This window comes from Novosphingobium beihaiense (assembly GCF_022832375.1).
Lineage (GTDB): Bacteria > Pseudomonadota > Alphaproteobacteria > Sphingomonadales > Sphingomonadaceae > Novosphingobium > Novosphingobium beihaiensis.
In genome coordinates this window covers 19,722-36,841 of the sequence record NZ_JALHLG010000021.1, presented here as the reverse complement: position 1 = coordinate 36,841, position 17,120 = coordinate 19,722, and the positions used below count along the sequence as shown (strand labels likewise).

17 protein-coding genes and 1 other RNA gene are annotated in these 17,120 nt (G+C 63.7%); 6 read left to right on the top strand and 12 right to left on the bottom strand.

Annotated features, from left to right (window positions below; genetic code table 11):
* Positions 1–142 precede the first annotated feature (142 nt).
* From MTR66_RS14140 to MTR66_RS14120, 5 genes are all read right to left on the bottom strand, one after another.
* On the bottom strand, positions 143–1,771 hold the full coding sequence (locus MTR66_RS14140; protein ID WP_243922135.1) for an ATP-binding protein: 1,629 nt from the start codon (positions 1,769–1,771) through the stop codon (positions 143–145).
* A gap of 146 nt (positions 1,772–1,917) precedes the next feature.
* A complete protein-coding gene (locus MTR66_RS14135) occupies positions 1,918–2,670 on the bottom strand; it encodes a TIGR02186 family protein (RefSeq protein ID WP_268740505.1) in 753 nt (250 codons plus the stop codon).
* 8 nt (positions 2,671–2,678) lie between these two features.
* Positions 2,679–3,593, bottom strand: coding sequence for a sulfite exporter TauE/SafE family protein (locus MTR66_RS14130; RefSeq protein ID WP_243922131.1), 915 nt, complete (start codon positions 3,591–3,593; stop codon positions 2,679–2,681).
* A gap of 47 nt (positions 3,594–3,640) precedes the next feature.
* Complete coding sequence (locus tag MTR66_RS14125) at positions 3,641–4,246, bottom strand: hypothetical protein (RefSeq protein ID WP_243922129.1); 606 nt, start codon at positions 4,244–4,246, stop codon at positions 3,641–3,643.
* Between the two features lie 653 nt (positions 4,247–4,899).
* Positions 4,900–6,318, bottom strand: a complete 1,419-nt coding sequence (locus MTR66_RS14120) for a glycosyl transferase family protein (RefSeq protein WP_243922126.1) — start codon at positions 6,316–6,318, stop codon at positions 4,900–4,902.
* Positions 6,319–6,461: 143 nt separating this feature from the next.
* Here MTR66_RS14120 and nhaA point away from each other — a divergent pair, with 143 nt between their 5' ends.
* A complete protein-coding gene (gene nhaA, locus MTR66_RS14115) occupies positions 6,462–7,613 on the top strand; it encodes a Na+/H+ antiporter NhaA (protein ID WP_243922124.1) in 1,152 nt (383 codons plus the stop codon).
* Positions 7,614–7,665: 52 nt separating this feature from the next.
* Here the strand turns inward: nhaA and MTR66_RS14110 are convergent, their stop codons facing one another.
* A complete protein-coding gene (locus tag MTR66_RS14110; protein WP_243922122.1) occupies positions 7,666–8,097 on the bottom strand; it encodes a VOC family protein in 432 nt (143 codons plus the stop codon).
* A 140-nt stretch (positions 8,098–8,237) separates the two neighbouring features.
* On the opposite strand from MTR66_RS14110, the gene MTR66_RS14105 reads away from it, so the two are divergent.
* On the top strand, positions 8,238–8,948 hold the full coding sequence (locus MTR66_RS14105) for an SIMPL domain-containing protein (protein WP_243922138.1): 711 nt from the start codon (positions 8,238–8,240) through the stop codon (positions 8,946–8,948).
* 81 nt (positions 8,949–9,029) lie between these two features.
* On the opposite strand, the gene MTR66_RS14100 is transcribed toward MTR66_RS14105, so the two are convergent.
* Both MTR66_RS14100 and MTR66_RS14095 read right to left on the bottom strand, forming a co-directional pair.
* Positions 9,030–9,800: a TorF family putative porin gene (locus MTR66_RS14100; RefSeq protein WP_243922120.1), complete on the bottom strand. Its 771-nt coding sequence runs from the start codon at positions 9,798–9,800 to the stop codon at positions 9,030–9,032.
* A gap of 17 nt (positions 9,801–9,817) precedes the next feature.
* Entirely contained in the window at positions 9,818–10,018 is a 201-nt protein-coding gene (locus MTR66_RS14095; protein ID WP_243922118.1) for a hypothetical protein, read from the bottom strand.
* Between the two features lie 23 nt (positions 10,019–10,041).
* Here MTR66_RS14095 and MTR66_RS14090 point away from each other — a divergent pair, with 23 nt between their 5' ends.
* Positions 10,042–10,836, top strand: coding sequence for a metallophosphoesterase (locus tag MTR66_RS14090; protein ID WP_243922116.1), 795 nt, complete (start codon positions 10,042–10,044; stop codon positions 10,834–10,836).
* A 27-nt stretch (positions 10,837–10,863) separates the two neighbouring features.
* Here the strand turns inward: MTR66_RS14090 and rnpB are convergent.
* The 4 genes from rnpB to MTR66_RS14070 form a co-directional block, all read right to left on the bottom strand.
* Positions 10,864–11,296, bottom strand: an RNA gene (rnpB, locus tag MTR66_RS14085) — RNase P RNA component class A.
* Between the two features lie 38 nt (positions 11,297–11,334).
* Positions 11,335–12,039 carry an N-acetylmuramoyl-L-alanine amidase gene (locus MTR66_RS14080; protein ID WP_243922114.1) on the bottom strand — a complete coding sequence of 235 codons (705 nt, stop codon included), beginning with the start codon at positions 12,037–12,039 and terminating at the stop codon, positions 11,335–11,337.
* 35 nt (positions 12,040–12,074) lie between these two features.
* On the bottom strand, positions 12,075–12,716 hold the full coding sequence (locus MTR66_RS14075) for a histidine phosphotransferase family protein (protein WP_243922112.1): 642 nt from the start codon (positions 12,714–12,716) through the stop codon (positions 12,075–12,077).
* 41 nt (positions 12,717–12,757) lie between these two features.
* Positions 12,758–13,186: a M67 family metallopeptidase gene (locus tag MTR66_RS14070; RefSeq protein WP_243922110.1), complete on the bottom strand. Its 429-nt coding sequence runs from the start codon at positions 13,184–13,186 to the stop codon at positions 12,758–12,760.
* Between the two features lie 19 nt (positions 13,187–13,205).
* On the opposite strand from MTR66_RS14070, the gene MTR66_RS14065 reads away from it, so the two are divergent.
* From MTR66_RS14065 to MTR66_RS14055, 3 genes are all read left to right on the top strand, one after another.
* Complete coding sequence (locus MTR66_RS14065; RefSeq protein WP_243922108.1) at positions 13,206–14,150, top strand: RluA family pseudouridine synthase; 945 nt, start codon at positions 13,206–13,208, stop codon at positions 14,148–14,150.
* A 98-nt stretch (positions 14,151–14,248) separates the two neighbouring features.
* The gene (gene rpoH, locus MTR66_RS14060) at positions 14,249–15,154 is read left to right on the top strand and encodes an RNA polymerase sigma factor RpoH (protein WP_243922106.1); all 906 of its coding nucleotides are present in this window, start codon (positions 14,249–14,251) and stop codon (positions 15,152–15,154) included.
* 145 nt (positions 15,155–15,299) lie between these two features.
* Positions 15,300–17,057 (top strand): GGDEF domain-containing protein, encoded by a 1,758-nt coding sequence (locus MTR66_RS14055; protein ID WP_243922104.1) that lies wholly within the window; start codon positions 15,300–15,302, stop codon positions 17,055–17,057.
* Positions 17,058–17,120 lie beyond the last annotated feature (63 nt).

Here is a 17,120-nt window from a genome sequence, read left to right as displayed (position 1 = left end):
CCGAAGTTTATCCTGAGCATGACGAAGGGCTCGACACGAACGGAAACGGATGAAGATTCTCCATCTGTCCGGCGTCCGGAGCCGGAGATGGATTCCCGCCTGCGCGAGAATGACGAAGGTTTTCAGGGAGAACGAGCGCCTCTTACCGCCCCTGAGCGCGCCAGCGCTGGACGGTGCGCAGGACCATCTCTTCCTCGCCGCCTGAACTGCTCCACAGTTCAGTGAAGGAGGGGTCAGCCGAGGCCGGGCGCTTGTATTCCTCCAGATCGTCGAAGGAAACGCGGATCGGGATCGCCACGCCCTCGCCGCAGATCACGCATTCGCGGTTGCGCAACGCAGGGATCGAATCGAGAAAGCCCCGCGCGCCTTCGGGCATCGCCGCACGCACGAAAGCCTGGTCGCGGTCGTTGTTAAGGCGCATCGAGATGATCGTGCCGCACTGCGAGAGCACGCCCTCGGCAAGGTCGGACGGGCGCTGCGTGATCAGGCCGAGCGAAATGCCGTATTTACGGCCCTCCTTGGCAATGCGCGAGAGGATGCGCCCGACTGAGGAGCCATCGGCGTTCTTCTCGCTGGGCACATAGCGGTGCGCTTCTTCGCAGACCAGCAGGACGGGGCGCGTCCGTTCCTCACGCGCCCAGATGGCGAAGTCGAAAACCAGACGGCTGAGCACGGCCACCACGGTGCTGGTGATGTCGGACGGCACGCCCGACACGTCGATGATCGAGATCGGCCGCCCTTGCGAGGGCATGCGGAAGAGGCGGGCGATGAAGTCCGCCATGGTATCGCCCACCAGCATGCCGGAGAACATGAACTGATAGCGCGGATCGCCTTTCAGCTCGTCCAGCTTGTTGCGGATGCGCAGATAGGGTGCGCTGGTGTGGCCCTTGTCGAGCTTGCCCATCTCGTTGTTGATGATGTTGCCGAGGTCCGACAGCAGGTAGGGGATCGGCGAATCCACCGTGATCTTGCCCATCTGCTCGGCCAGCCGGTTCTTGGAGCGCGCCTCCAGCAGGCACTTGCCGAGAATCTCGGCATCGAGCTGGCGGTCGTCCCCGCGCGAGGTCAGCAGGATCTCGCAGTGTTCCTCGAAGTTCATCAGCCAGTACGGCATCTGCAGATTGGTCGCGTCGAGAATCACGCCGGTATTGCGGAAGGCCGAGGCATATTCGCCGTGCGGATCGACCATGATGATATGGCCTTCGGGCGCATGTTCGCAGATCCGGTGGAGGATCAGTGCGGCGCTGGTCGATTTGCCGGTGCCGGTGGAGCCGAGCAGCGCGAAGTGCTTGCCCAGCAGCGCATCGACATAGAGACCCGCGCGGATGTCCTTTGTCGGATAAACGTTGCCGATCTGGATCGCGCTGCGCCCGTCGCTGGCGTAGATCTGGCGCAAATCCTCGCTGGTGGCGGGATAGACCAGCGCGCCGGGAATCGGATAGAACGTCACACCGCGGCGGAACCCGTGGATGCGGCCGGTCTGGGGCTCTTCCTGCCCTTCGCCAAGGAAGTCCGCCTCGGCCACGATATCGCCGGGCCTGACCGCGTCCTGCTTCTGATTGCGCACGCTCGCGAGCAGCCAGCCGTCACCGACGCGAACCTTGACCTGGCTGCCGACCTTGCCGGACAGCGAGACCGAGGGATCGCCATCACCGGAAATCTCGTTCAGGCGGTTCGCATCGAAAGCGATCCGGGTTCCGGCACCGGCGATTTCGAGCACGACACCAATCGGCGCATGGGCCTGATGAGAGGTGCCCGTCTGCCGGTCCATAGGAATTTCAGAGGCCGGCGCTGCGTGGGCACTGCCGAAACCATCAACTCGCATCTGATTCATGTATCACCAGGATTTATGGCACCCTGGCCGGGGTAGAGCCTGCGGAGTTAATGTCCCCCTAAAGCGCGAATCAGAAATCCGCGTCAGACCAATGCGAACAGGCGCCCGGCCAGCCAGCCCATCCCCACCGACACGCACACGGCCAGCAGGCCATAAGCGAACCCGTAGTTCTGGGAGAAGCGGGCGATCGCCAGCTCCACGCCCATCTTGCGCACTTCCACCTGGCTGCTGGCGGAGGCGACCACGCGCCCCTTGGAAATGGCGAAGGTCTCGGCGGTGTACATTCCCGTCGGCACCCGCGAAGGCAGCCGGATGCGGGCCTGATAGAGCACCTGCTCGCTGACCTGCACGCCGCCCTCATCCTCGCGGTAAAGGCCATTGTGGCGATTGAGGCCCACCAAACCTTCGGAAAAGCGGATCTGCTCCTGCGGGTTGATCGCCCCGATCGGCGAAAGCTGCAGCCACTTCAGCCCCAGCTCATAAATCGCCGCCGTCTTGTCGTCGACGATGTCCGCGATCGGACGGGTCGAAGCGATGGCATAGTAGGCCGGGGCCGAACGGAGCTCGGTGCTGGCGGCGTTGATCCAGATCCCGGCCACTTTCTGCTTTTCGCGCAGGACGATCGACTGTGTGGGCCCTTTCAAGACAACGACAATGTCATAATCCTGCGCCGCGCGCGAACCTTCGGGCGTGAGGATCGCGCCGAACAGCAGCAGTTCGGTGCCGGTAAAGCCCTGCTGCAGATCGACTTCGTGCTGCGAGACTTCCGGCACCAGGATCGGATCGCGCGCGCCGGTCAGCAAGGGAAGCGCAAGAAGGGCAAGCAACGGGGCCAGCCATCTCCTCACAGCGGCGCCACCGTGTAGATCTCATCCGGCCGGTAGCCGAGCCCCAGCGCCATGCGCGCCGCGACCAGCAGGACGATTGCCGCCAGCAGCAGCCGCAACTTCACCGGGTTCGCCTTTTGCGAGAACATCACCCCGATCTGCGCGCCCGTGACCGAGCCAAACAGCAGCAGCGAAGCCAGCACGATGTCAATCGCATGCGTGGTAAGCGCGTGCATCATCGTCGTCGCCATCGTGGTGAACAGGATCTGCCACAGTGAGGTGCCGACCACGACATTGGCGCTCATGCCCAGGATATAGAGCATCGCGGGAACCAGGATAAACCCGCCGCCGATACCCATCAGCATCGTCAGGATGCCCGTCCCCACCCCCAGCAGCAGCGGGGCGAGCGGCGAAATGTAGAGGCCCGAACGGTAGAAGCGCCAGCGCATCGGCAGGCTTGCCACCATCGGGTGATGGCGGCGTTTCCGGGCCGCGATGGGAACGCCGGAGCGCTCAGCCCGGATCGCCTGAATGCTCTCCTTCGCCATCAGCCCGCCGATCGAGCCGAGCAGCAGCACATAGAGAATGCTGATGACGGTATCGATCTGCCCGAGCTTTTCGAGCACGTTGAACAGCACCGCGCCGATCCCGGTGCCCAGGATACCCCCCGCGACCATCACCGAGCCCATCTGATAATCGACACCCCCGCGCCGCGAATGCGCGAACACGCCCGAAACGCTGGCGCCCGTCACCTGGCTGGCGGCGGAGGCTGCGGCCACGGTGGGCGGAATGCCGTAGAAAATCATCAGCGGTGTCGTCAGAAATCCGCCGCCCACGCCGAATATCCCGGAAAGCACCCCGGTGATCGCTCCCAGGCCAACGATGATCAGGCCGTTGACCGAGAGATTGGCGATGGGAAGATAGACGTCCATTGCTGGGTTCTCGCTACCGCAGCATGGCACGCGAGGGAAGGCGCGATTCAGAAACCTGCGGAAAGAGTTACCGCGGGGCCCGAACCGGGCGCGGCATTACCGGCCGCTCGAAACCGCCAATCGAGCGCGACCCGGCTGAACACGCGGCGCCCCAGCGGGATCGAAAGCGATGCGGAGGGCCCGGCATCGAAGCGCGCGGCCCCTTTCTGGGCCCCCGCCCAGATGCCGCCGCCAAGGCGCAGATCCCCCCGGCCAAGCCGCAGCACGCTCTCATCGATCCGCAGTTGCCCATCGGCGAACGCTGTCGCGAAATCGCCGCCAACGTAGCCCGCCTGCAGATACGACTCCGCCCGCAGCCCCAGCGGCAGGGCCATCGGCGGCAGTTCGGTATAAGCTAGGACCGCTGGCTGCACGCTGGGATGGTCCTCACCGGCAAGCCGCCCTTCCACTGCCACCGTGACCGGAAGCGCAGGCAGCGGACGGGCGGACAGGCCCAACGCGGCAGACGTCTCTCGCACCATGCCCAAAGCCGCGGTCCCGCGCAGATAGACCGCCGGGCGATGGCGCGAGGCGGGTCTCAAACGATACCGTAGCACCGCGCCAAGCTGACTGGCGCCATAAACCGCAGGCAGGACACCCCGGGACCGGGTCATCCCGATATCGTGACGGAACAGGGCCCAGGCATCGGCAGACCAGTGCCTAGGCGCGGGTGCCAACGGCAGAGGCGGCACGTTGCGGGACGGTGCGGCCCGCCACCTCCGGCCGGGACTGCGATCCGGGAGGCGATCCGTGGCGGCCGGCAGCAGGGACCGGCCCGGCCCATACACTGGCCTCGGCATGAACGGCGCCGAGGCCAGTTGCGGCGCCAGCGGGTCTGCATACCATCCGGAAAACGGACGGGAGCCGGGCGCTCCGGACCACACGGCGCGGACTATCGGCGCGGCATGCCATGCCCTGTCCTGTTGCCGCGAGACGGGGCGAACCGGGCGAAAGTCCTCCTCGCTGGCACCGTCCGCCTCCAATGCGGGATATGCGGAAACCGCTGCATAAGCGCCCATCCCGGGGACGGATTGCGGCCCGGCGCCATTCCCCGCCACGAAACCGCCGCCGGGCATGGTCAGTGACACCCCGTGCGCCGTGGCCGCCATGCTCTTTCCCATCAGGACCGGCGCTTCCCACGTAACAACTCTTCCCCCGATCCATCCGGCCAACAGCGCCAGCAGTGCCACGAGCGGCTGCCCCCGCACTATTTGCGCAGCCGCTGGCTGCATGGACATGGCTTGCCCGCTCGCTGCTTCTACCTCGCTCACCGGGAAACCGATCCGCCAGGCGCCGCCGTCACCGGATGCGCCGCGTGCTCGGTCTTGTCCCATTTCACATCCGCACCGCGCAAGGTCCCCAAGTATCCGGACAGCGCCTTGCGCCCGGCAAGAATGGCGATGAAATTGGCCACGGGAATACGCGCCACAGCCAGCAGCCCCTCACCCAAGCCATACTCGCGCGCGGTGAAGGCAAAGCGGGCCGCCAACCGCCAGGCCAGTCCGCCCACGCACAGCGCCAGCATGATTCGCAGCAGCGGCGATACCGCCAGTTGCGATGGCGCGCCCAGCAGCCGCGCCGAACCCAGCACGCCCTCGATCACCGCAAGCACATAGCCGCAGGCCAGCACCAGCGTTGCCAGCGGCCCGCGCCGGTCACGCAAAGCCATCCACAGATTGGGCGCCCCCCGGCTCCAGCCCAGACGGTCCCAGCTCTGGAAGGCGATGCCGTGCACCCACCGGGCCTTCTGCCGCACCGCATCATCCAGCCGGGCCGGAAAGTAGGCACGCGTCGCCACCAGATTGCCGTCCGCATCCCGTACCCGCAGGAAGCGCGACCTGCCGCCCTCCCGCCAGACGAGTACGCCCAGTTCGTAATCCTCGGTCAGGCACTCGGCGGCGAAAGGCCCGGGATTGCCTTCCTCCTGCCGCCGCCGGGCAATGCCTTCCATGATGTTCCGGGAAAAGCCGCAAGCCACCCCGGCCGCCGGAATCGCGGCGCCCAGCGCGTCGCGGACCACCAGCGACTTGGTGTGGGATTCGGTAAACTCGTCGGCATAGTGACCCGCCACCCAGGGCGACCGGGGCTGCGGCTCAGGCCTGACCGGCAATTGCACGAAATCGGCCCCACCCAGCCCAGTATCGATGACAGCCAGTTCCGCCGGGTGGACCATGTCTTCGGAATCGTGCAGAACGATGCTGCGGAAGCGACATCCGTATCGCCGTTCATCGCTGCACAAGGCGGTGTAGAGGCGGTTGAGACAATCCGCCTTGGTGGTCGGCCCGGCATTTTCGTGGATCACGATCCGGACGCGCGCATCCGTGCCCGCCCCGGACATGGCCGCCGCGACAGTGTCCGGATCGTTGGAATAACAACCGACGTAGAGAGTGAAGTCATCTTGCCGCCAGACAGACAGGGCATGACGCACGGTATGACCGATCACTTCCGCTTCGCGCCAGGCGGCGATCAGGATAGCCGCCCGGCCTTGCAGGGGCATGGCCTCCTCCTCTCGCGAAAGGACGCGGACTCGCGCGCGGCCGCTCAGCTTCAGCCAGATCCAGCAAAGATCCACACCGATATCGTCGACAGCCCCAACCAGAAACCAGAACGCCGCGAACAGCAGCAGTTCCTGTTCGGTATATTGCAGGGCCGCGATGACATTCCGGATAGCGTTAGTGGCCGCCACCACTCCCCTTTCGCATATTCAGATGATATCAAACCATCAACCGGCCCGGCGAAACCAGGTCCTTCAGAAGAACATCCGAAAACATACCTATGATCATACCCAGGCATTTTGCTAATAAATTAGCTAACAATTTCACAAAATTAATGGGCGGAGACGCCGCCTCGGGGATTCTTCTGATCCTCGTGGCCATTCTGGCCATGATTTGTGCAAATACTGGGTGGTCCTATGCTTACCACGAACTGTTTCATCATGAGCTGGCCTGGACGCCGGTAAAGAAGCTCGACAGCCTGCACTTGTGGATCAACGACGCCTTGATGGCGGTGTTCTTCTTTGTCGTCGGGCTGGAGATCAAGCGCGAGATTCTGGACGGCGAACTTTCCAATGCCGCCAAGCGCCGCCTGCCCGTGCTGGCCGCCGCGGCCGGCATGGTCATGCCCGCGCTGATCTATCTGCTCGCGGCAGGCACCAGCCAGCCGATCCATCGCGGCTGGGCCATTCCCGCCGCGACGGACATTGCCTTTGCGGTCGGCGTTCTGGGCCTGCTCGGCAACCGGGTACCGCCTGCACTGCGGCTGTTCCTGCTGACCGTCGCGATCGTTGACGATCTGGGCGCCGTCGCGATCATCGCCGTGTTCTACACGGCCCAGATCAAGTTCCTGTGGGGGATCGGCGCGCTGGTGTTCCTCGGCGGGCTGATCCTGCTGAACCGGCGCAAGGTCTTCAGCCTGCCGCTCTATCTGCTGCTGGGGCTCGGGCTGTGGTACTGCGTGCTCAATTCCGGCATCCACGCAACGATCGCGGGCGTCGTTTTCGCCTTCACCATTCCGCTCAAGCTCTCCCCGTCCGGAGACAGCATGCTGCTGCGCCTCGAACATGCGCTGGCGCCCTGGAACAGCTATCTCATCGTTCCGCTGTTCGGCTTTGCCAACGCAGGCGTGGCGCTGGGCGGAATCGGCCTTTCGGGCCTGTTCGATCCGGTGCCGCTGGGCATTGCGCTCGGCCTGTTCCTCGGCAAGCAGATCGGCATCTTTGCTTCCATCGTGGCAGCGGACCGGATCGGCTTCGCACCGCGCCCGGCAGGGGCAAGCTGGGTCCAGCTCTGGGGCATGGCCGTGCTGTGCGGGATCGGCTTCACCATGAGCCTGTTCATCGGTGCCCTCGCCTTCCCCCGCCATCCGCTGCTGGTGGAGGAAGCTAAGCTCGGCGTGCTGTTCGGCTCGCTGCTGTCCTCGATCCTGGGCTACACGATCCTGCGTCTGGCCAAGGCTCCCGAAGCAGCGCCCCAGCCAGACTGATTTCTTAGTTATGTGCCAAAGCGCGATGCGCTTGGCGCATCGCGCTTTGTTGTTACCAGCTGCCGACGTTAGGCATGCTGACCCAAGGCTCGGCAGGCTCCAGCTTGCCGTCCTGCAGCAGTTCGATCGAAATCCCGTCCGGCGTGCGGATGAACGCCATGTGGCCATCGCGCGGCGGGCGGTTGATCGTCACGCCCGCGTCCATCAGCCGCTGGCAGGTTTCATAGATATCGCCGACCTGGAACGCGAGGTGGCCGAAATTGCGGCCGCCCGTGTATTCCTCTGCCGGCTGGCCTTCGGCGGGCCAGTTGTAAGTCAGCTCCACCTCGGTATCCTCCTGCCCTTCCGGCGCGAGGTAAATCAGCGTGTAGCGCCCCTTTTCGTCGGAAAACCGGCGCGTTTCCCGCACGTCTATCAGCTCGAAGAAGCGGATCGTCGCATCGGGATCGGTCACGCGGATCATGGTATGAAGGTATCGGGTCACGGGATCATTACCTCAATTCATCGACAAAAAAGAACAGTTCATCGCTCATACAGCCATACGGCGGCATCTTGCGCAGGCTTACAGGGAGAGCTGCCATGTCCGACGATACGCCACAGAACACCCATCACTCCAGCCTTAGCATGCGCGATTTCGCAACGCCGGGCTTGATCGTCAGTTCCATTATTCTTGCCGCGGGCCTGATCGCGGGCGGCTATGCGCTGGGCGACGGGCTGAAACGCGCGCACCGGGCCGACCGGGCGGTGACAGTGCGCGGCCTCGCCGAACGCGACGTCACGGCCGATCTGGCAACCTGGACCATCACCTATTCGGCAACCGCAGGCGATCTTTCGAGCGCACAGGCCAGCGTCGATCACGATACGAAGGAGATCCACGCCTTCTTCCGCGAACTGGGCTTCCCCGCCGATGCCCTGCAACCGGCCGGCGTCAACGTTTCGCAGTTCAAGGACCGCGGCACGGCGAATTTCACAGTGCGCCAGCGGGTGACGCTTCGCACCCACGACATCAAGCGGGCCCAGGATGCGGTGCGCCGCCAGTTCGATCTGGTCCGGCGCGGGGTCATTCTGGAGGAAGGCTCGGGGATGTCCTACACCTTCACCAAGCTTAACGGCATCAAGCCCGCCATGGTCGCCGAAGCCACCAAGGACGCGCGAGCTGCCGCTGGCCAATTCGCCAAGGACAGCGGCGCGCAAGTGGGCTCGATCAAGAGCGCCACCCAAGGCTACTTCTCGATCACCGCGCGCGATGGCGATTCAGGCGGAGGCTGGGGCGTATCCGACACGCCCTACAAGAAGGTCCGCGTCGTCACCACGGTGATCTTCTATCTGAAATAGCACCGGAATCCGGATACAGAAAACCCGTCCGGATCGCTCCGGACGGGTCCTCCTGCGAAAGTGTTTTCGCGTGCTGTCAGATCAGAACGAGGCCGACACCGTGGCAACCACCGTATCGTCGGTGAAGCCATCGACACTCGGGCCGGTTACGCCGATGTAGGACACGCCAACCGAAAGCGGGCCATAAACCGTGGCGGACGCGCCGATCGACCAGTCCCAGCCAGTCTGATCGCTCAGGCCGTTCAAGTATTCCGGAGCGAGAACACCATCGGTATAGCCGATATGGCCTGAAACGGTGACCGGGGTATTGGGAACCGCAACGTCGACATCGCTGTACAGGTACAGGTTGTCCTCGCTGCCCAGGCTCTTCTGATCCCAGGCATAGGCCACACCGACCTTGAGCGATGCCGGACCGATATCACCGGAAAGCGAAGCGTAAGGTTCCCAGTAGTTCACGTGATTCTTGGCGCCGAGCGGCGTGTGCTTATCGGCACCCGGGTAATCGTAGTACAGCAGGCCAACGTCGAGCGTCAGGCCCGAAGTCACTTCACCCGACCAGCCGCCGAACAGGTCCAGTTCCTGCTCACCATAAGCGCCACCGCCCTGGATCGAAGACGACCAGGCGCCAGCATAGACGCCGGTTTCATGAGTCACTGTGATACCGCCCTGGATTGCCGGATCGCCGCCCGAAAGGGAAACGCCGCGGAAACGATAATCGGTAACCAGGGTAACATCGCCCGAAATGGTGATAGGGCCCGGTGCATCGGCCTCGTCGGCAAAAGCCGGAGTGGCAGCAAGCGCAGTGCCCGCAAGAAGAGTGGCGGCGATGGCGCCGCGGACGGACATAGTCATGTTCATTCCCTCACAATTTATTTTTCAATGCCTCGTCCCACCTGCATCTGCCGTACCGTGCCTCGTTGCGGGCCAGCTTGCGGCAGCACAATAATGCTGCAACGCACCACCGTGACGCACAAGGAAAATTTCAGACTGGCAATAATCAGGAAACAATGTGTGGACTTTTTGCCACTGCCGCTCATATCCGTGCGCGTATCTTGTTTTGCCGCAACCACAGCTTTATACCGCATTGCAACGAATGCTTGCCAAATTCAGAAATCTTCTGGCTCGTGCCCCTGCAACGAAGCCCCGTTCGGTCCCCGAGGGAGAGCGTGTTTACGCGATCGGTGACATCCACGGACGCATCGACCTTTTCGAAAACCTGATCCGCATGATCGAACAGGACGACATGGCGCGCGGCACCGCGCGCACGACCGTTGTCCTGCTGGGAGACCTCGTCGATCGCGGTCCGGACAGCGCAGCCGTAGTCGCCCGCGCGCGCGATTGGGGGCGGACGCGGGCCATCGAGTATATTCAGGGCAACCACGAGGAAATGCTGCTGGCCAGCCGCACGAAAGTAGACGCGCTGCGCGGCTTCCTGCGGTTCGGAGGGCGCGAGACGATCCAGTCCTACGGTGTCGGCCCCGAGGCGATATTCGCCGCCGATTTCGAGGAACTGCAGGCGCTTATGAACGCCGCCATCCCGCAGGACGATGTCGATTTCCTGGACAGCTTCAAGAAGATGGTCCGGATCGGCGACTATCTGTTCGTCCATGCCGGCATTCACCCCGATACCCCTCTCGAAGAGCAGAGGGGGCGGGACTGCCGCTGGATTCGCGAACCGTTCCTCAGCCACAAGGGCGATTTCGGCGTTTGCGTCATCCACGGCCATACCATCACCGAAACGCCGGACGTGTGCCCCCACCGGATCGGGATCGATACCGGCGCTTTCGTGCACGGCACGCTGACCGCGATTGGCCTTGAAGGCACGGAACGCTGGTTCCTGCAGGCCAGCAATCAGGACGAACCGGTAGAAGCCAGCGCGATGGCCTGACATCTCCTTTCCCGATGGGAAGGAGAATGTGCCGGGGAGCCTGTAAGCCGGGTTCTGTGCCTGGCGTGGTCTCCCTAGAGAGGGACCTTACGCCGCGGTGGCAGCCATTCCTCTTGGCGGCGCGTTGCCGCGCCGCTCCAGCGACCAACCCGGGCTGCCTGGGTCCGAAACCGGCCCGCCATCCGAAGATAGCCAGCAGCCCCTATTCGGTCTTGCTCCGGGTGGGGTTTGCCATGCCGCTTGCCGTTACCGGAAGCGCGGTGCGCTTTTACCGCACCCTTTCACCCTTGCCTGTGAGCTTTTGGCTCCATCGGCGGTATACTCTCTGTGGCACTTTCCCTGAGCTTCGGCAGGCCTGAAAACCTCCCTCGCCCGGCGGGCGTTACCCGCCACCCTTGTTTCGTGGAGCCCGGACTTTCCTCGGCATTCTTGCGAATGACGCGGCTGCCCGGCTCCCCGGCGCCGCGTCCCCTAGCACGAAAACCGGATAAGGGAAGCCTAGCGGGCGCGGCCCGTGTCGCGCTCCAGCAGCAATTCGAAGAGAATACCCCCGATTTCACCGTCGATTTCGCCGTCGATGATCATCGGCCGCCAGCGCCGCTGGAACGCGCGCACGGCGGCGCGGCCATCGGCAATGTCATAGCCGAAGCGCTCCAGCGCCAGGTAAAACGCACCGGGATTGTCATAGAACAGGTTCATTTTCGCAGCCGGAATATCAAGCGCGAGGCCCAGTTCGCCCAGCCGGTGCCAGTCGAAATATTCGCCCGGGTCCTGCTTGCGCACGGGCGCGATGTCCGAATGGGCAACGACATTGGCGCGCGGAATGTCATGCCGGTCCATGATATCCGCCAGCAGCGGCAGCAGCGCGTCCATCTGCGGTTCGGGGAACGGGCGATAGCCGAATTCATGGCCCGGGTTAGCCAGTTCGATGCCAACGCTGGCCGAGTTCACATCGGTGATTCCGCGCCAGTAGGAGCGGCCCGCATGCCAGGCCCGCTTTTCCTCCGGCACCAGCGAGGTGACGATGCCCTCCTCGTCGATCATGTAGTGTGCGGACACTTCGGCGGCGGGATCGCACATGCGCGCAAGTGCCTCATCGGCGCTCTTCATGCCGGTGTAGTGCAGCACCACCATCGAAACGGGCAACTTGCGCTCGTTCCAGTTGGGCGATTCGACAATGCGGTTGACCAGCCACCGGTTCATCGCATCCTCCTCTCGCCCATGCCCTGCGCTTTCTCTCAGGCTCCCGGCAGAACCGCGCCCAGTACCAGCGCGTCTTCCGCAAGGACATATTGCAGCTTGCCCTCCTGCTCACTGGCAAGCTTGTGAATCATCGCCGCGGGCGCGGTCCGGCTGGAAAGCTCGCCCTCGGGCAGCGTTCCTTCGAGCGCCCGGCCGATATCCCGGTCGAACGCAATACGCTGCCCCGCGGCGCGCACGACGATCTCGCTGGTTTCATCGCGGAACTCCGCCGCGATATCCAGCGTTCCGCCGCGGGGCAGCGCCTCCATGCCGAACAGGGCGAAATTGAGCAGAACCTTGATCGCAGGCTTGGGCAGCGAATCGCTCGACAGGGCCCAGTTGAGCACGATCCGGGCGTTATTCGCCACCAGCCCGTCCACCAGCACCTTCGCCTCGCTCACCGGCACCATCTCGCCGAAGCCGCCCGCTGCGCCGAACGCCAGACGGAAGAATTTCAGCTTGTCCGTGGAAATGCGCGCGCTCTGATCGAGCAGTTCGAAACAGCGCTGGCGCATCTCGGGATCTTTCTCGTCCGCCAGCAGCTCCAGCCCGTTCGACAAGGCCCCCACAGGGCTGAGCATGTCGTGGCAGAGACGCGAACACAGCAGGCTGGCAAGTTCGAGCGAGCTCGTGGTCATGTATAAAGCGCTTTCCATTCTCTCGGCTGCCAGAGCCGGTATCAGCTTTGCTCCGCATGGTCCTCTCCAACCATGCGGAAGGTCAATTCCCGGAAACCATTCCCGCTATCGCGCCAGAAAGCAACACGTCCGCCCGCGATGATCGCCCAGATGCGCAAATCGCCAGTGGAATGTTCGCAATCGGTGGCAGAAGGTACCGGATGCCCCACGGGATGCGAGTGATAGTATCCCAGAACCTGCGGACCACCCGCCCTGGCCGCCTTGTGTGCGGACAGGAGGGCGGCGGGATCGATTTCGAAGCGCAGAGACGGTTCGTCAGAGACATTGGCGGCAGGCACGGCTTGGGCGATCCGCCCTTCCCTGCCCGGTTCGCCGCGCCCCAGAAGCAGCCCGCAGCATTCTTCCGGCGCGGCACGGTCCGCTTCGGCCTGCAGTGTTACCAGAACGCCACTTGTCACTTCGATATCCATTCCCCAAATCCTAGCCGCGATGAGGGCGCACGAAAATATCATCCATGGACAGATCGGCGCAGATGGAGGGCGGCTCGACAAGGCACTGGCCGATGCGAGCGGTCTTTCGCGCGAACGCGTGAAGGCGCTGATGGGCGAAGGCCGCGTCACGCTGGCCGGGAAACCCGTCTCGCAAGCCTCGCGCAAAGCCGATGCGGGCACCCCGTTTGCGATCACCGTTCCGGAAGCGGCGCCCGCGGAAGCCGTTGCGCAGGATATTCCCCTCAACGTCGTGTTCGAGGACGAAAATCTCATCGTGATCGACAAGCCCGCCGGGCTTGTCGTCCATCCCGCCGCCGGGAACCCGGACGGCACGCTGGTGAACGCGCTGCTGCACCACTGCCGGGGCCAGCTTTCGGGAATCGGCGGCGTCGCGCGGCCCGGCATCGTCCACCGTATCGACAAGGACACCTCGGGCCTGCTGGTCGTGGCCAAGACCGACCGCGCGCACGAAGGCCTCGCCGTCCAGTTCGCCGATCACTCGATTGAGCGTGCCTACAACGCCGTAGTGGGCGGATGTCCTGTTCCCGCAGCTGGCACTGTAACCGGATCGATCGCCCGTTCGAATACCAACCGTAAGAAGATGGCGCTGGTCGAGGACGGCAGGGGCAAGCACGCAGTGACGCATTACCGGACCCTGGAATTGCTGAAAGGTGCCACCCTTGTCGAATGCCGCCTGGAGACCGGACGCACGCATCAGGTGCGCGTTCACATGTCGTCAATCGGCCATGCGCTATTAGGGGACCCAGTCTATGGACGTACACCTTCAGCGATTCGCCCAGTTCTTCAGAGGCTTAATTTTTTTCGCCAGGCGCTTCACGCCGCGGAACTCGGCTTCATCCATCCCGTTAAGGGAGAGAAGGTTCATTTCGTCAGCCCCCTGCCCGACGACATGCGGACTCTGATCGACGAATTGCAACACTGAAATCGGTTTTATGTGCTATCATGGAAAGGTGGCCGCAAGCTAAGATGCCTAGCAAGGGTCTTTGACCGCCGGCCGACCCAGAAAGGACGGAAAAGATAGTGAGCACCAAGCAACGCAACCTCCCCGCGGTGCCTGCATTGGGCGGTGAGCAGAGCCTCAACCGCTACCTCTCCGAGATTCGCAAGTTCCCGGTACTGAAGCCAGAGCAGGAATACATGCTCGCCAAGCGCTATCAGGAACATGAGGATCCCGAGGCTGCCGCACAGCTCGTAACCAGCCACCTGCGTCTCGTCGCGAAAATCGCGATGGGCTACCGCGGCTACGGCCTGCCCGTCTCGGAACTCATTTCCGAAGGCAATATCGGCCTGATGCAGGGCGTGAAGAAATTCGAAGCCGATCGCGGCTTCCGCCTGGCGACATATGCGATGTGGTGGATCAAGGCCTCGATCCAGGAGTACATCCTGCGCTCGTGGAGCCTCGTTAAGATGGGCACCACCGCCGCGCAGAAGAAGCTGTTCTTCAACCTGCGCCGCATGAAGAAGAACCTCGACGCCTACGAGGATACCGACCTGCACCCGGAAGACGTCGCCAAGATCGCGACCACGCTGGGCGTATCGGAAACCGAAGTCGTCAACATGAACCGGCGCATGATGATGGGCGGCGATGCCTCGCTGAACGTCTCGTTGCGTGAGGAAGGCGAAGGCCAGTGGATGGACATCCTGCAGGACGATGGTCCGCTGCAGGACGAAATCGTGGCCGAGGCCGAGGAAAAAACCGTCCGCCACGACATGCTGGTGGAGGCAATGGACGCCCTCAACGACCGTGAGCGCGACATCCTCACCGAACGCCGCCTGACCGACGATCCCAAGACGCTTGAGGAATTGAGCCAAGTCTACCACGTCAGCCGTGAACGCGTGCGCCAGATCGAAGTGCGCGCTTTCGAAAAGCTGCAAAAGGCGATGAACCGCATCGCCGGTGACAAGAAGCTCGTTCCCGCAGGCTGACTTCCCGTCAGCACGGACAGCACAGAAACCGGGCGCTCCCATGGGCGCCCGGTTTTCTTTTTTGACATGCAAATACCAGAAATCTGGGGAAATCCGATTTTAGTTAATTAATTGTAAGTCATAGTATGCCATCTGCTGCAACGCCATGGATGCCCGCTCGACCGTCCGGACCGTTCTGCTGAGAGCCTTGTCCGTATTTGCCGTCTTCCTGTTCTGGAACGGCGTTTCGGGTATTGCGGCGGCCGAAGACATCCTGAATCCGCCTGCGCTGTGTCACTCCACGTCGGAAACCGTCAAAGAGCCCCGCGCCGTCCCGCCGCGCTTCACCTGCAAGGGTGATCCGCAGGGCTACCAGTACGGCAGCCTCTGGCTCCGCGCCGATCTTCGAAACTACCGGGGCGTCGATCCGAACGATCTGGTGCTGAAAGTGCACTCCTCGCGGTTCGACCGGCTCGAAGTGGCCTTCACCTATGCCGACGGCCACACCACCTACCAGCATGTTCGCAGCGGAGATTTCGGAACGCATTGGCGCACCGGCGGCCAGATTGCATTCGAAGCCCCTGTCCGCGAAGCTCCGGTCCGCTTCGTCACCGCCCGTTTCGACCGGCTGGCGAGCGTCCACCTGCTGCGCATGCGCATGCTCAGCCGCGGCGAAGCGAACCTGCAGGCCACCGCGCTTTCGATCTGCGTCACCGCCGCGCTGACGCTGCTGCTGCTCGGCACCGTCTACAATACCTCGCTCGCCGTGACGCTGCGGCGGCAATTCCCGGTATGGCAGGCGGGCTGGGCCGGAAGCGTTCTCCTGTGGGGCATAGTCTGGTCGCAACTGGGGCTGCTGGTCGTGCCCGAAATGGCCGGCACGTTCTCTTCGCAGTTCTGCACGGCCCTGTCCTGCCTTGCCGTGACGTTCGCCTCGTTCAGCGCGATCACTGCCCTTGACGGCCCCGAACTGCCGCGCCCCCTCCGCTGGTTTACGCTGGGCCTGGCGGTCTTCATCAGTTTCCTGGGCATCCCGCTCGCCCTGATGCGCTCCGGCGCGATCGATGCGGCGGCCCTGGCGCTGGGTGTTGCGATCCTGACGCTGCTTGCCAGCGTAGCCTTGAGCCTCGGTTGGGCGTGGCGGCGCGGCAGCATCGAGGCCCGGACATTCTCCGGTGCCTGGTCGATTCCGATCCTGACGCTGGGCGGTGTGGAGTTCTTCGATACCCGGACGATCTTCTGGGGCGGCGGCTCGCAGTTATTGATCCTGCTCGCGGCGGCGTGGCAGACGATCTGGCTGGCCGTGGCCGCGTCGAAGACCCACGCCTATTTGCGCATTGAGCACGATCGCGCCCGCCAGGCCGCGGCGCAGGCGCACGAACTGGCCCGCCGCGATCCGCTGACCGGCCTGCGCAACCGCCGCGGCTTCGTCGAGGCCGTGGCGCCGATGCTGGAACTGGCGCAATCGGGGGAAAGCCCCGCCGCGCTGCTGCTGCTCGACGTCGACATGTTCAAGCGCATCAATGACACGCACGGCCATGACGCGGGCGACATGGTGCTGGCCACTATCGCGCACCGCATCGAGCGGTGGGAAGGACCGATGTGCAAGGTTGCGCGCCTTGGCGGCGAGGAGTTCGCGCTGATGACCGGCGGCATGACCGGTTTCGCGCTGGAACAGTTTGCCGAAAGCGTGCGCCTGGGCATTGCCGCGTGCGATCACAGCGAAGCCATCGGTGCGGACACCGTGACGGTCAGCGTCGGCATTGCCGAGGCCGGGCCGGACAGCCATTTTCGCGAACTCTACCGGCTTGCGGACGAAGCGCTCTACCGGGCCAAGCACCTGGGCCGCAACCGCGTGATGTTCCAGCAGCCCAGTCACGATCCCCGGATCGTGGACGGCATACAGGTCAATACGCTGCAATAGGCGGCCCCGCGCCATTGCCAGGCGGCGGCAACAGGCTCTAGAGACCGGGCAGCGCCAACACTC

Coding starts and splice junctions, on each gene's coding strand:
- MTR66_RS14130 (WP_243922131.1), bottom strand. CDS start 3,593: ATGGACGTCTATCTTCCCATCGCCAATCTCTCGGTCAACGGCCTGATC.
- MTR66_RS14075 (WP_243922112.1), bottom strand. CDS start 12,716: ATGACCACGAGCTCGCTCGAACTTGCCAGCCTGCTGTGTTCGCGTCTC.
- MTR66_RS14125 (WP_243922129.1), bottom strand. CDS start 4,246: ATGACCCGGTCCCGGGGTGTCCTGCCTGCGGTTTATGGCGCCAGTCAG.
- nhaA (WP_243922124.1), top strand. CDS start 6,462: ATGGGCGGAGACGCCGCCTCGGGGATTCTTCTGATCCTCGTGGCCATT.
- MTR66_RS14080 (WP_243922114.1), bottom strand. CDS start 12,039: ATGAACCGGTGGCTGGTCAACCGCATTGTCGAATCGCCCAACTGGAAC.
- MTR66_RS14105 (WP_243922138.1), top strand. CDS start 8,238: ATGCGCGATTTCGCAACGCCGGGCTTGATCGTCAGTTCCATTATTCTT.
- MTR66_RS14065 (WP_243922108.1), top strand. CDS start 13,206: ATGAGGGCGCACGAAAATATCATCCATGGACAGATCGGCGCAGATGGA.
- MTR66_RS14140 (WP_243922135.1), bottom strand. CDS start 1,771: ATGGACCGGCAGACGGGCACCTCTCATCAGGCCCATGCGCCGATTGGT.
- MTR66_RS14070 (WP_243922110.1), bottom strand. CDS start 13,186: ATGGATATCGAAGTGACAAGTGGCGTTCTGGTAACACTGCAGGCCGAA.
- MTR66_RS14100 (WP_243922120.1), bottom strand. CDS start 9,800: ATGACTATGTCCGTCCGCGGCGCCATCGCCGCCACTCTTCTTGCGGGC.
- MTR66_RS14090 (WP_243922116.1), top strand. CDS start 10,042: ATGCTTGCCAAATTCAGAAATCTTCTGGCTCGTGCCCCTGCAACGAAG.
- MTR66_RS14055 (WP_243922104.1), top strand. CDS start 15,300: ATGGATGCCCGCTCGACCGTCCGGACCGTTCTGCTGAGAGCCTTGTCC.